The 13564-nt window shown below is 52.9% G+C and carries 16 protein-coding genes; 8 read left to right on the top strand and 8 right to left on the bottom strand.

Going from position 1 to position 13564, the window contains the following annotated elements; genetic code table 11:
- Window positions 1–74 precede the first annotated feature (74 nt).
- Window positions 75–182 carry a small membrane protein YniD gene (gene yniD, locus QQZ17_RS06470; RefSeq protein ID WP_086512613.1) on the top strand — a complete coding sequence of 36 codons (108 nt, stop codon included), beginning with the start codon at window positions 75–77 and terminating at the stop codon, window positions 180–182.
- A gap of 135 nt (window positions 183–317) precedes the next feature.
- Here the strand turns inward: yniD and QQZ17_RS06465 are convergent, their stop codons facing one another.
- Window positions 318–1076: a DUF481 domain-containing protein gene (locus QQZ17_RS06465; RefSeq protein WP_152404909.1), complete on the bottom strand. Its 759-nt coding sequence runs from the start codon at window positions 1074–1076 to the stop codon at window positions 318–320.
- A 286-nt stretch (window positions 1077–1362) separates the two neighbouring features.
- Between QQZ17_RS06465 and pfkB the strand changes: the two genes are divergently transcribed.
- From pfkB to QQZ17_RS06450, 3 genes are all read left to right on the top strand, one after another.
- Window positions 1363–2295: a 6-phosphofructokinase II gene (pfkB, locus tag QQZ17_RS06460; protein WP_152404910.1), complete on the top strand. Its 933-nt coding sequence runs from the start codon at window positions 1363–1365 to the stop codon at window positions 2293–2295.
- Window positions 2296–2395: 100 nt separating this feature from the next.
- Complete coding sequence (gene ghoS, locus QQZ17_RS06455) at window positions 2396–2686, top strand: type V toxin-antitoxin system endoribonuclease antitoxin GhoS (protein WP_152404911.1); 291 nt, start codon at window positions 2396–2398, stop codon at window positions 2684–2686.
- 106 nt (window positions 2687–2792) lie between these two features.
- Window positions 2793–3653, top strand: a complete 861-nt coding sequence (locus QQZ17_RS06450; RefSeq protein WP_152406337.1) for a fructosamine kinase family protein — start codon at window positions 2793–2795, stop codon at window positions 3651–3653.
- Window positions 3654–3695: 42 nt separating this feature from the next.
- On the opposite strand, the gene QQZ17_RS06445 is transcribed toward QQZ17_RS06450, so the two are convergent.
- Entirely contained in the window at window positions 3696–4232 is a 537-nt protein-coding gene (locus QQZ17_RS06445; protein ID WP_152404912.1) for a YniB family protein, read from the bottom strand.
- A gap of 137 nt (window positions 4233–4369) precedes the next feature.
- On the opposite strand from QQZ17_RS06445, the gene hxpB reads away from it, so the two are divergent.
- The 4 genes from hxpB to tcyP all read left to right on the top strand — a co-directional run bounded on the left by hxpB (window position 4370) and on the right by tcyP (window position 8158).
- Complete coding sequence (gene hxpB, locus QQZ17_RS06440) at window positions 4370–5038, top strand: hexitol phosphatase HxpB (protein ID WP_152404913.1); 669 nt, start codon at window positions 4370–4372, stop codon at window positions 5036–5038.
- Window positions 5039–5186: 148 nt separating this feature from the next.
- On the top strand, window positions 5187–5948 hold the full coding sequence (kduD, locus tag QQZ17_RS06435) for a 2-dehydro-3-deoxy-D-gluconate 5-dehydrogenase KduD (protein ID WP_152404914.1): 762 nt from the start codon (window positions 5187–5189) through the stop codon (window positions 5946–5948).
- 95 nt (window positions 5949–6043) lie between these two features.
- The gene (locus tag QQZ17_RS06430; protein WP_152404915.1) at window positions 6044–6634 is read left to right on the top strand and encodes a metal-dependent hydrolase; all 591 of its coding nucleotides are present in this window, start codon (window positions 6044–6046) and stop codon (window positions 6632–6634) included.
- A gap of 132 nt (window positions 6635–6766) precedes the next feature.
- Window positions 6767–8158 (top strand): cystine/sulfocysteine:cation symporter, encoded by a 1392-nt coding sequence (gene tcyP, locus QQZ17_RS06425; protein ID WP_054176635.1) that lies wholly within the window; start codon window positions 6767–6769, stop codon window positions 8156–8158.
- Window positions 8159–8210: 52 nt separating this feature from the next.
- On the opposite strand, the gene cedA is transcribed toward tcyP, so the two are convergent.
- The 6 genes from cedA to chbC all read right to left on the bottom strand — a co-directional run bounded on the left by cedA (window position 8211) and on the right by chbC (window position 13502).
- Window positions 8211–8465 (bottom strand): cell division activator CedA, encoded by a 255-nt coding sequence (cedA, locus tag QQZ17_RS06420; protein ID WP_152404916.1) that lies wholly within the window; start codon window positions 8463–8465, stop codon window positions 8211–8213.
- A 181-nt stretch (window positions 8466–8646) separates the two neighbouring features.
- A complete protein-coding gene (chbG, locus tag QQZ17_RS06415; RefSeq protein ID WP_152404917.1) occupies window positions 8647–9405 on the bottom strand; it encodes a chitin disaccharide deacetylase in 759 nt (252 codons plus the stop codon).
- 11 nt (window positions 9406–9416) lie between these two features.
- Window positions 9417–10772: a 6-phospho-beta-glucosidase gene (locus QQZ17_RS06410; protein WP_152404918.1), complete on the bottom strand. Its 1356-nt coding sequence runs from the start codon at window positions 10770–10772 to the stop codon at window positions 9417–9419.
- 118 nt (window positions 10773–10890) lie between these two features.
- Entirely contained in the window at window positions 10891–11730 is an 840-nt protein-coding gene (chbR, locus tag QQZ17_RS06405) for a transcriptional regulator ChbR (RefSeq protein ID WP_042319407.1), read from the bottom strand.
- Between the two features lie 13 nt (window positions 11731–11743).
- A complete protein-coding gene (gene chbA, locus QQZ17_RS06400; protein WP_152404919.1) occupies window positions 11744–12091 on the bottom strand; it encodes a PTS N,N'-diacetylchitobiose transporter subunit IIA in 348 nt (115 codons plus the stop codon).
- Between the two features lie 52 nt (window positions 12092–12143).
- Window positions 12144–13502 carry a PTS N,N'-diacetylchitobiose transporter subunit IIC gene (gene chbC, locus QQZ17_RS06395; protein WP_152404920.1) on the bottom strand — a complete coding sequence of 453 codons (1359 nt, stop codon included), beginning with the start codon at window positions 13500–13502 and terminating at the stop codon, window positions 12144–12146.
- Window positions 13503–13564 lie beyond the last annotated feature (62 nt).

Genomic DNA, 13564 nt, shown 5'->3' with positions numbered 1-13564 from the left:
CATATCCATTCACTGATTGGCTGACAGTTTTGTTACACTAGGATTAACCGTCTGGAACCGACAGGAAATAAATGATGCCATCAAATCGCTTCGCCAAAAAACACTGGAAAATGGTGGTCGTCCTGATCGTCATCTGTGGTGCAATGCTATTGCTACGCTGGGCAGCAATGATTTGGGGATAGCGGCGAAACAGCGCCCCGTCGCGTCAGACATCGAGATTCTGGCGAAGTGAATATTCTGGATAAAGACGTGGCGGGTGAATTGTCATCAAACACCGTAATAAAAAAAGCCAGACTGGAGAACAGTCTGGCCTCGGCTTACATCCGGTAGCCCAGAGAGACGGTTGTACGTCTGTCCGTGTGCTCCGGCGCCGTCTCCGGCGGTTCTGAGTTCCACGTCACGTTGTACGCCACTTTCAGGCCAAAATGCTCATTGATTGCCACATTCAGCGCTGTCTCGGAGTTCAACGTTGTATCTTCAGCACCGAACACCGACACGCCTTGCGTAAATTTGGTGTTGTCTGAAATCTGCCATGCATACGCGCCAGAGGCATAGCCCAGCGGCTGGGTTTCCGTCTTGCCATCAGTATGTTCGTCGTAACGTACGCCCGGACCGAATTCAAAACGGAAGCTATGTACGGGACCGTTAAGGAACTGGCGACCATAACCGGCGGTGAACACATCGCGCTCACGGTAGCCGTTATAACGGTCCGTCAGCCAACTCGCCTGGCCGAAAAGGTAGTCATAATCGGTCACATTGTAACGACTACGACCGCCAACAGCATATTTCTCTGAAGAGCGTTCATCATTGGAAGACGTATTGCTCGCATTCCCCCACAGTGACCAGGCCGTTGATTGTCCGTACCAGGTCATGGTCGTGTCCGCGGTCAAAGAAGAACTTTTCGTGTTGCCTGACTGCGCAAGGTAACCGGCGTTGAGATTGCCTTCGAAGGGTTTCTTCGCACTTGAGGGGTCATCCATGACAGTAAAAACGGAATCATCGGCAGTTGCATACATCGACGCAAACACGCCTCCCGCCAGCAGAATGGCAGCGGGAACTGTCTTTAAAAGCTTCATTTATAAAGAGTCCGTACAACAAAAAAAGAGACCATTACGGTCCCGGAAACTTTCAGAGGGATCAATGGCTAACGCCCCAGGAAAGGTAACAAATTATAAAAAGGCTCGAATAACATAGCAATGAATTCTTATTTCATTTTTTGAATAAGAGAGCTCTCAAAACAATTAAATATTTATATAACCTTACGGCAAATAAAATAAATAAACTTTAATTAATCATATTGTTAATGACTTCACTTTAGGGCTATTCGGTGCCAGACTGAACGCAGCCTAACAGGAGGTAACGATGGTACGTATCTATACGTTGACGCTTGCGCCCTCTCTCGATAGCGCAACGATCACCCCGCAAATCTATCCCGAAGGGAAACTCCGCTGTACTGCCCCGGTATTTGAGCCCGGTGGCGGGGGCATTAACGTCGCTCGCGCCATTGCCCATCTGGGCGGAACCGCGACCGCCATTTTCCCCGTCGGCGGCGCAACCGGCGAACATCTGGTCGCCCTGCTTGCCGATGAAAACGTTCCGGTAGCAACCATTGATGCAAAAGACTGGACGCGTCAGAACCTGCATGTTCATGTCGAATCCAGCGGCGAGCAGTATCGCTTTGTGATGCCCGGCGCGGCATTGAATGACGATGAGTTTCGCCAGATAGAAGAACAGGTGCTGGAGATCGAGTCCGGCGCCATTCTGGTGATCAGCGGCAGTTTGCCGCCGGGTGTCAAAGTCGAAAAACTCAGCCAGTTGATTACCGCCGCGCAGAAACAGGGGATCCGCTGCATCATTGACAGCTCCGGCGACGCGCTGACGGCCGCGTTAGCCATTGGCAATATTGAACTGGTCAAACCCAACCAGAAAGAACTGAGCGCGCTGGTTAACCGCGAGCTCACCCAGCCTGATGACGTGCGCAAAGCGGCGCAGGAAATTGTCCGCAGCGGCAAAGCGCAGCGCGTCGTCGTCTCTCTCGGTCCCCAGGGCGCGCTGGGCGTGGACAGCGAAACCTGCGTGCAGGTCGTACCGCCGCCGGTTAAAAGCCAGAGCACCGTTGGCGCAGGCGACAGTATGGTGGGGGCAATGACCCTCAAACTGGCTGAAGGCGCCTCGCTTGAGGATATGGTGCGCTTCGGCGTTGCGGCCGGTAGCGCCGCGACCATCAACCAGGGAACGCGCCTGTGCTCCCACGACGACACGCAGAAAATCTACGCTTACCTTAGCCAGCCATAATGATTTCCCCCTCTTTTCGAGGGGGAATTTCTCCCAAACCTGTCGGCATACGCGTTCACCGTCTATGCTACAAACTCATGAGATTACAAAGGGGTGTCAAATGGCCAGTGGGGATATCACCCGATATGTTGTTACCATCACGTTCCACGAGGACTCCTTAACGGAAATAAATGAACTGAACAACCATCTCACCCGTGCCGGTTTTCTGCTCACTCTCACGGATGATGGCGGGAATGTGCACGAGCTGGGAACCAATACCTTTGGGTTGATTAGCGCCCAGAGTCTGGACGAGGTCAAAGCGCTGGCCGCAGGGCTGGCTGAAAGTGCGTTAGATAGAGCGCCGGAGGTCAGCGTGATGACCTGGGAAGAGTGGGAACACAGCGGACAATAAATGCCATTCCCGCGAAAACACGTCCACGGTGTGCGTTAGTTCGTGTTTTTTAACCGCATCTTTGCGCTAACCTTATGATCTGGCAGACAACATGGGGAGAGACATCATGTGGCAGGCTATCAGTCGTCTTTTAAGCGAGCAACTCGGTGAAGGCGAAATCGAACTGCGTAACGAACTGCCTGGCGGAGAGATTCATGCCGCGTGGCATTTACGCTATGCGGGACGCGATTTCTTCGTTAAATGTGATGAACGGGAACTGCTTCCGGGCTTTACGGCAGAAGCCGATCAATTAGAACTGTTATCACGCAGCCATACGGTGACGGTCCCCAAAGTGTGGGCGGTAGGTGCGGATCGTGATTACAGCTTTCTGGTGATGGATTATCTCCCTCCCCGTCCGCTGGACGCGCATAGTGCGTTTATTCTGGGGCAACAACTTGCCTATCTGCATGAATGGAGCGATCAGCCGCAGTTTGGGCTGGATTTCGATAACGCGCTTTCGACCACTCCGCAACCCAATGCCTGGCAACGCCGCTGGTCAACCTTCTTTGCCGAACAGCGCATTGGCTGGCAACTTGAACTGGCGGCGGAAAAAGGCATCGCCTTTGGTAATATCGACGCCATTGTCGAACATGTGCAACAGCGTCTCTCCTCTCACCAGCCGCAGCCCTCTTTGCTGCACGGCGATTTGTGGTCGGGAAACTGTGCACTGGGGCCAGACGGTCCGTATCTGTTTGATCCGGCCTGTTACTGGGGAGACAGAGAGTGCGATCTGGCAATGTTGCCGTTGCATACCGAACAGCCGCCGCAAATTTATGATGGTTATCAGTCGGTGTCGCCACTGCCGTTAGATTTTCTCGACCGACAGCCGGTGTACCAACTGTATACTTTGCTCAACCGGGCAAGACTGTTTGGCGGTCAACACCTGGTGATTGCACAGAAGGCAATGGACAGACTCCTCGCGGCGTAATAATGGCTGGCATCAAAGGCCGCCGGATGGCGGCCTTTTTGTTCAGACAAATCCCAGCAGCGAAAAGAATACATATCCGAGAACGATGATAATCACCGGCAGGATATAGAGCGGGAAAAACTGCAGAAAAATCGTATGATGCGGCACCACAATGCGCGACTCAATCTGTTCGCGAGACAGTCCTTCGCTGCCCTTGGCTTTCTCCAGAATCAACTGGTCTTCGACGCCTTCACGTAAAAACCGCGCCTGGCGACTCATGCGCGCGCCGGAATCCTGCATCGCCAGCCCGATAAAAATCAGCGCAAAAATCAGCCAGAACAAAATGTTCAGGCTATTGTGAAAATCCGGCGTCGGCGAGTTGTACCAGAAGAGGTTCAGAAACGGGGTATTCACTCGCATCATATCAATCATGACATGGGTAAAATCGAGCATCACCGCGTTAATCCCTTCCTGCTTTTCGCTGTGCGCATACATAAATTTCAGGGCTGAAATCAGCGTGGAGAGGAGTGTCGGGATAAATATCACCCATCCTACGATCCTTTTTAACACTGCTATGCGTCCAGCTTGTTGATACGTCATGAGTTCCCCTTGATGAAGACGCGTCGTTTTGGCTTAAGTCTACCTGCTGATAACCCTTTTCGCCCGATCTTTAAAAACGTTATGATAGCGGCTAACGCTGATTACCCTACATTTAATGCTCAACAGGAGAGGTTGTAATGTCAACCCCGCGTCAAATTCTTGCGGCAATATTCGATATGGATGGATTACTGATTGATTCCGAGCCGCTGTGGGATCGGGCTGAACTGGACGTACTGTCCAGCGTCGGCGTCGATATCACTCGTCGTCATGAACTCCCGGATACGCTGGGGCTGCGCATCGATATGGTTGTTGATCTCTGGTTTGCCCAGCAACCGTGGAACGGGCCGAGCCGCCAGGAGGTCACCGATCGCGTCATTACCCGCGCTATCGCCCTGGTTGAAGAGACGCGTCCGCTACTGCCTGGCGTCAAAGAGGCTATCGCGTTGTGTAAAGCACAAGGTTTGAAGGTGGGACTGGCGTCAGCGTCCCCTCTACATATGCTGGAAAAAGTCCTGGCGATGTTTGACCTGCGGGAGAGCTTCGATGCCCTCGCCTCTGCGGAAAAACTGCCCTACAGCAAACCCCATCCTCAGGTTTATATCGACTGTGCGGCAAAACTGGGCGTCGACCCGTTATGCTGTGTCGCGCTGGAAGATTCCGTCAACGGCATGGTGGCGTCTAAGGCAGCACGGATGCGCTCTATCGTCGTGCCGGATAAAGAGGTGCGACACGATCCGCGCTATATCCTCGCCGACGTCAGGCTCAATTCACTCACGGAACTGACCCTCGCCGATTTACGCGGCTAACCGGGAGCGGGCAATGGCGACATTGCCCGCCTCGTCAGACAGTTAATAAATTTAAAACAACGTTTCATTTTTAATTGTATTCCTTCCGTTCCTCTCCTATCCTTCTTTCAGGGCACATAACAGATAAAAACGGATAGCCGAGGTTACTATGATTCTGGATGCATTTCGTCTCACAGGTAAAGTCGCCATCGTCACCGGTTGTGATACCGGACTTGGACAAGGGATGGCGGTTGCACTGGCGCAAGCCGGTTGTGACATCGTCAGCGTGAACCGCAAAATTCCTCATGACACCGCCGCCAAAGTAGAAGCGCTGGGACGCCGCTTTTTCACCATTCAGGCCGATCTGAGCCAGCAGGAGGTCATCGCGGGCGTTGTCGCCCAGGCGGTTGAGAAATTCGGTCACATCGACATTCTGGTGAACAACGCCGGAACCATTCGTCGCGAAGACGCGCTCAATTTCAGCGAAAAGGACTGGGACGAGGTGATGAACCTGAATCTCAAGTCGCTCTTCTTTCTCTCCCAGGCCGTGGCACGCCAGTTCATCGCTCAGGGCCAGGGCGGCAAAATCATTAATATCGCCTCAATGCTATCGTTTCAGGGCGGGATTCGCGTCCCGTCCTATACGGCCTCAAAGAGCGGCGTGCTGGGCATTACCCGACTGTTAGCCAACGAATGGGCGCAGCATCAGATTAACGTCAACGCCATCGCCCCCGGCTACATGGCGACCAACAATACCCAACAACTGCGGGAAGATGCCGGGCGCAATCAAGAGATTGTCGATCGTATCCCGGCGGGTCGTTGGGGAACGCCAGAGGATCTGCAAGGCCCGGTCGTTTTCCTCGCATCACCCGCGTCGGATTACATCAACGGCTATACGCTTGCCGTCGATGGCGGTTGGTTAGCGCGATAAACGCGCATTATTGACAAAGAGTTACAACGTCACCACTTCCGCCCACTGTATAAAAATCCTATACTGTACGAATTCACAGTTTATCAGGTTTTATCATGACGGCGGAAGGTCACCTCCTCTTTTCAATTGCCTGCGCGGTGTTCGCTAAAAACGCGGAGCTGACGCCCGTGCTCGCACAGGGTGACTGGTGGCATATTGTTCCCTCCGCGATTATGACCTGTCTGTTACCGGACATCGATCACCCAAAGTCATTCCTCGGTCAGCGCCTGAAATGGGTTTCGAAACCGATCGCCCGGGCGTTTGGTCATCGCGGATTTACCCACAGTCTGCTGGCCGTCTTTGCGCTACTGGCCACCTTCTACCTGAAAGTACCGGAGAGTTGGGTCATCCCCGCCGACGCCTTACAGGGCATGGTGGTGGGCTATCTGAGTCATATTGCTGCAGACATGCTGACGCCAGCGGGCGTCCCCCTGCTCTGGCCCTGTCGCTGGCGCTTTCGCCTGCCGATTCTGGTCCCGCAGAAGGGTAATCAGCTGGAGCGATTTCTCTGCATGGCACTGTTTGCCTGGGCGGTATGGATGCCACAAACCTTGCCCCAGAACAGTGCAGTTCGCTGGTCATCCGATATGATTAACACGCTGCAATGGCAGTTCAATCGCTTTATAAAACATCAAATCGACCAGTAAAACAGCGGAAATCGCGTTTTTGGCATAAACAATTCCATTTGAATATAAGAGCCAGGTCACAGTTCTGCTAACCTTGCGACAACAGGATCGCTGTGACACAGCGGGACGAATAATAAAATCAGGAGAACGGGGATGAATTTTCCATTAATCGCGAACATCGTGGTGTTCGTCATTCTGCTGTTTGTGCTGGCGCAAGCCCGTCATAAACAGTGGAGTCTGGCAAAGAAAGTACTGGTTGGTCTGGTCATGGGCGTGGTCTTTGGCCTTGCGCTGCACACCATTTATGGTTCTGACAGCCAGGTGCTGAAAGATTCCGTCCAGTGGTTCAACATCGTCGGTAACGGCTACGTTCAACTGCTGCAAATGATCGTTATGCCGCTGGTCTTCGCCTCGATTCTGAGCGCGGTCGCCCGTCTGCATAATGCCTCTCAGTTGGGAAAAATCAGCTTCCTGACCATCGGTACTCTGCTGTTCACCACGCTGATTGCCGCGCTGGTCGGGGTGCTGGTGACCAACCTGTTTGGTCTGACCGCCGAGGGCCTGGTACAAGGTGGCGCAGAGACGGCACGTCTGAATGCCATTGAAACCAACTATGTCGGTAAAGTGGCCGATCTCAGCGTTCCACAGCTGGTGCTTTCGTTTGTACCGAAAAACCCGTTTGCCGATCTGACCGGCGCAAACCCAACCTCTATCATCAGCGTGGTGATTTTTGCCGCCTTCCTCGGTGTCGCGGCACTGAAATTGCTCAAAGATGACGCGCCAAAAGGCGAACGCGTGCTGACCGCTATCGACACGCTGCAAAGCTGGGTGATGAAACTGGTTCGCCTGGTCATGCAGTTAACGCCATACGGCGTCCTGGCGCTGATGACCAAAGTGGTGGCCGGTTCCAACCTGCAGGACATCATTAAGCTGGGCAGTTTTGTTATCGCCTCTTACCTCGGTCTGGGCATTATGTTCGTCGTCCACGGCGTGCTGCTTGGCGTAAACGGCGTGAGCCCGCTCAAGTACTTCCGCAAAGTGTGGCCGGTTCTGACCTTCGCCTTCACCAGTCGCTCCAGCGCGGCCTCTATCCCGCTGAACGTGGAAGCGCAAACCCGCCGTCTGGGCGTGCCGGAATCTATCGCCAGCTTCGCCGCCTCCTTCGGTGCGACGATCGGCCAGAACGGCTGTGCCGGTTTGTATCCGGCCATGCTGGCCGTTATGGTGGCGCCGACGGTTGGCATTAACCCGCTGGATCCGCTCTGGATTGCGACGCTGGTCGGTATTGTTACCGTCAGCTCCGCCGGGGTAGCCGGTGTCGGTGGCGGTGCCACTTTCGCTGCGCTGATTGTACTGCCGGCGATGGGCCTGCCTGTCACGCTGGTCGCGCTGCTCATCTCCGTTGAGCCGCTGATCGACATGGGTCGTACCGCACTGAACGTCAGCGGTTCGATGACCGCCGGTACGCTGACCAGCCAGTGGCTGAAGCAAACCGATAAAACCATTCTGGATAGTGAAGACGACGCCGAACTGGCGCATCACTAAATACCCCAAAAAACAGAAAACCGCCCTTCGGGGCGGTTTTTTTATACCGGAATTAATCTGCTATTTCGTTTTCCTGACGAACCTGATTTGCCCAGCGCTGGGCCGATTCCGCCTCGCTAAACGTCGGCGATCTCTGGAACGACTCCCCCATTAAGACAAACGCGACATACTTTCCGCGCAAGATCCACACGTCACGAAACGCGTCCATTTTTATCGCATGTTCGGGCGGTGCAGGTTCGACATGCGGAACATAGCTAATAACCGGGCGATTTTGTTGGCGAAGAGGTTTCATCATTAATTGCTTCACTAAGACAAATTCAAAAATCAGAAAAGAACTATCTTAGCCGATTTTACCCCCGCACGTCCTGCTCCGGGCGTGCGTTTGCGCAGGCGTTGACGAAATTAACAGGGCGAGAGAGGGATAATGAAGACAAGGACGCTACAGCAGGCAAAAAAAAGCGGCGCACCACGCGCCGCAAACTCAGGAGTCAGACATCAAGAAAACTGCCCAGACGGTAGCCGCGTTCCGCAATCGCATACTTGAGCGATGCCGAGGTCAGTACGTCCAGCTCAGTCAAACGGGGGTAACAATAGGCGCTCTGACGGATGGTATCGTCGATAAACGCCGGGTGACACATCACTTCCAGTGAGGATTCTCCAAGCCTTGCGGATTCGTCGAGAACATGCAGAAACAGCGCTTCAGTAATTTCTTCCCCATAAAACTCGCTGCTGAATCCCTGTGAACTGCGCAGCGTCGCCGGAAGATCCCCTGCCTGAAACACCGGCTGGCGATCGATGCGTAGCGCAATATTGCGCTCTGCGGCAAAACGCGCAACGAGGGGGAAGATCTGCGGGAACATATGCACATGGTGATGGCTATCCAGATGCGTAGGCTCCCGCCCGAACAGGTCAATGAAACGCTGATACTGACAGGCAAGCTCACGGGCGATTTCGTCCAGTGGCAACGTATCTTCCTCTGCCATCTGCCAGATCCATTTTCCCAGACGTCCTTCACGGGTTAATCCCGGCATCTCGGTCAGGGGTTTTCCCAGCGTCAGAACAAAGTGCATACCCACCGCCAGCGTTGGCAGATCGCGACTTAACGTGACTGCATGCTCAATGGCATCACCGTTCACCAGCGCCGTAGTAGAGGTCACTACACCGTGGCGACAGGCCTCCACGATGCCGTAGTTTTGCCCTTTGCTCAGGCCAAAATCGTCCGCGTTTACAATCAATAAGCGTTCCATAGCCAACCTCTTTAGTGTTGTGCGCCTTTCAGCTTCGCAATGCACCCGGCAAAGTTTGGCAACCACTTTTCGTGTGCCAGTATCAGTTCACGCGCCAGACCTTCTGCGTCGTGATCCGAATGCACCAGCGGACTCAGGTTCAGCGCCAGCAGCACGTCGTTAAACTCACCGCTCAGCGCCGCGTTGCTGGCAGCCACTTCAAAGCCTTTGATGGTATAGATCAATCCCAACACTTTCTCGTCAAAATGGGTGATGCGTGGCGTCGGCGTCGCCCCGTCGCGGCCCAGCGTGCAGGTCATCTCAACCGCCCAGTCAGCCGGAATATTATCAACGTGACCGTGATGCGGAATGTTGACGTAATGCTCGGTCTGCTTGTCATTGAAAATCGCATTAATAACTTCACAGGCTGCGTCAGAGTAGTACGCACCACCACGCTGTTCCAGTTCCTTCGGCTTAACGTTCAGTTCCGGGTTCTTATACAGATCGAACAGCTGCTTCTCGACCTGCTGCACGACCTGTGCCCGCGCACCGCCCTTGTAGTATTCCCCCATCTCAATCGCCAGCATCTCTTTTTGCTTGAAGTAGTACAGCAGATACGAGCATGGCAGCAGATTCAGGGAGCGAATCAGCCCTTCGCTGAACGGCAGATCAAAAATGTTTTTCACCGTAGATGCTTTAAGCTGGCCCGAGGCTACGCCATCCAACAGTTCGGCAAAGCGTGACTGGCCATTAACGATCACATCTTTGATGAACACCATATGGTTGAGGCCGAACAGGTCGATAGACAGGTCGTCACTCTCTTTCAGCGCCAACACATCGTGGATGAACATCTTCATCCCTACCGGAATGTTGCACACACCAATAAAGCGTTTGAAGCTCGTATGGCGATAGACCGCCTCAGTCACCATGCCAGCCGGGTTAGTAAAGTTAATCACCCATGCATTCGGACACAGCGCTTCCACATCTTTAATGATGTCAAAAATCACCGGGATGGTGCGCAGTCCTTTAAACAGGCCACCAGCACCGTTGGTCTCCTGACCCAGATAACCGTGGCTCAGCGGAATACGCTCATCCAGTTCACGCGCTTTCAATTGTCCTACACGCAGTTGCGTGGTTACGAAATCGGCATCTTTCAGCGCTTCGCGGCGATCCAGAGTCTTAAACACCTTCATCGGTACGCCAGCTTTTTCAATCATGCGCTGGCAAAGTTGGTAAATAATATCCAGTTTTTCTTCGCCGCCTTCGACGTCAACCAGCCACAATTCGGAAACTGGCAATTCGTGGTAGCGCTTAATAAATCCTTCCAGCAATTCCGGGGTGTAACTGCTCCCGCCACCAATGGTGACGACTTTTAATTTCTGGCTCATCGTATCTCCCTTCAGTGCTTAACACTGGCGTGAATGATGCTCTGCCCTCTGTCAGGTATGACGCAAGCGTCCCGCGTCAATAATGGGCAAGCGTAAATCTGGTTATTGAGTAAAATAATTACTGATTATATTGCGTGAGTTTTTTTCTGTAGCTATTAGGCGTAAATGACGTCATTTTTTTAAACGTTTTAATAAACAGGCTTGGACTACTGTATCCCGCTTCATAGGCAATATCCGTTACGGAGTAGTTCGTCATCTCCAGCTGTTTCTTGGCAAAGTTGATGCGAATTTCATTAATCAATTGCATCGGCGTTTTGCTGTAATAACGCTGGGTCGCTCGCGTCAGGTATTCCTGAGATTTTGCGGACAGGGAAACCATATTTTCCAGAGCATTTTCACCAAACTGCGCTTTATTGTGCATGGTTTCCACGGTGGCTTTCAGCCACTGTGGAATATCATCAAGAACCTGTTCTTCACGATAATGACGCAGACGGTTGATAATGTAAAAGGTGACCACTTCGACAAACTCTTCCAGTCCGGTATCACGAAAGTTGAGCGACGCGATAACCGTCTCGACATAGGTTAAAAATGCGCTGTTGGTGCGATAGACCTGCGATGCCACAAAACAGAACGGCATGAGCGGGCTGTAGTGCTGTTCAAAAAAACGTTTACTGATGCCAACGTTGAGAATACGCGTCGCGCCGAACTCGTAGAAGCTCTGATGGTGCGAACCGAGCGGGACAAACACAAAATCACCCCGTTCCAGCAGCACGCGTTTACCGTTGATCTCCTGGTAATAGCGCCCCGTGAGCACCAGCGTAAATTCATAGTAATCGTGCTGATGCAGACCGCAGGCGCTCTCTGTCTTGTTGTAGATAAAGACATGGAAATTTTTACCGTTAAACAACTGCTGTTCACGGGCAATGGTGATTTCCGGTGCGGTAGCCTGTAGTTGCATCGTCAACTCCTTACTATTTCAGCTTCTCGTGAAGCTCAATCAACTCTGCCACCAGTTCGCGTGCCAGCATTGACGTCATCAGGTGATCCTGCGCGTGAACCAGAACCAGACTGACTTTCATTTTACCTTCGCCCTGATCGCCTTCAATCAGTTTCGTCTGCACCAGATGCGCTTCATTCAGCGCCATGCGCGACTGCTCCATCATCGTTTTCGCCGCGTCGAAGTCGCCCTGCTTCGCCTGCTTTAACGCCGCGTAGGCCAGGCTGCGCGCCTGCCCGGAGTTGATGATAAGCCCCATCACCACTTCTTCGAGCTCTTCGGCTTCGGCCTGCGTATCGGTAATATTATCGAGATCCATCATAAATCATTCCTCTTTGACGACCCGGCATGCGTCGCCACATGCCGGGTTAAACTTAAAATTTCAGTGCATTAGCGATATCTTCTTCGCTCTCTTCCTTGTCGATAGCGTTCTGCGCTTTGTTCGCAACCACTACGAACGGCAGGTAAATCAGCGTTGCTATCCCTAAGTTGAACAAGGCGACCAGCAGAGCAGCAACGCTGCCGTTGGTGTTAAAGAAGGCCCCCAGCCCGGTTGGCATGGTCCACGGCGCGATGTTAGTAATCGGCGGGATGATACCCAGGTAGTAAGCTATCAGCGTAATCGCGGCCAGAATCGGTTGTACCAGAATGAACGGGATGAACATCACCGGGTTCATGATGATCGGCAGACCAAACAGAATCGGTTCGTTAATCTGGAAAAGACCAGAAGGTAACGCCAGCTTCGCCACCTGGCGATAATCCGCACGGCGAGAGGCGATGAAAATCGCGATGATCAGACCCAGCGTTGCGCCGCTGCCGCCGAGGAAAATATAGGAGTCGAGCATCGGCTTGGCCCAGACGTGGAACGTCTTACCGGCAGCCAGCGCGGCATCCACTGAACCGTACTGCTGATAGATAGAGATGTTTTCCAACGCCCACGGCGTCATGATGCCGCTGTCGAGCGCCGTCAGCGCCAGTGAACCGTGGATACCGAAGAACCACAGCAGCGGAACAAAGAGCACGTACGCCCAGCCAACCACACTGCCCAGCGATGCCAGCGGTGTAGAGATGGTGTCCATAATGATCTGGTGGAAGTTGGTTCCCCAGGTCGTCAGCGCCCAGGCAATGATCCCCATCACCGAGAGGATAATAAAGCCCGGAATCAATGCAGAGAATGAACGGGAGACGGATGCCGGTACGCTATCAGGTAATTTGATGACCCAGTTGCGATGAACAATAAAGGTAAACATTTCCGCGACGACCAGACCGATAATAATACCGGAAATGATATTCGCGCCGCCCAGCCAGTTCGCCCCTACCGCATAGGCTTCGCCCACGCTATAAGGCGTTACGGTCATAAAGGCCGCAACCGATAGCAGACCGGCCGCCAGGGCGTCGACTTTGCGTTCTTCCGCCAGCGCCATACCGATAAAGAATGGCGCCATCAGTGACATAATGCCCAGCGTACCGTTATAAACGTTTCCGCCGATGCCTTTCAGACTATTGAGGTTTTCAATGGTTGAAGCATCCAGCCGAACGCCGAGGGAATAAAAAAACGACCCCTCCCCAAAGCTCAGGAAAACGTTATTAATTAATACAAACATGGCCCCCGCGAGGGTTAATGGCATTAAGCGAATAAAGCCGTTTTTGATTGCATTAACGTGTGGCTGCTTTCCTATTTTGACAGCAAAAGGAAGGAGTACCTTTTCAAGTGAAGCAATGACGTTACTCATAGAAAAATACCCTTAAAGACCGCAATTAATTATTGCGGCATATGTAAATGAAATAACTCTTT

The organism is Citrobacter sp. T1.2D-1 (assembly GCF_950098555.1).
GTDB classification, from domain to species: domain Bacteria; phylum Pseudomonadota; class Gammaproteobacteria; order Enterobacterales; family Enterobacteriaceae; genus Citrobacter_A; species Citrobacter_A telavivensis.
Note: the sequence above shows the minus strand (reverse complement) of the source record. Positions and strands in the feature narration are given on the sequence as shown.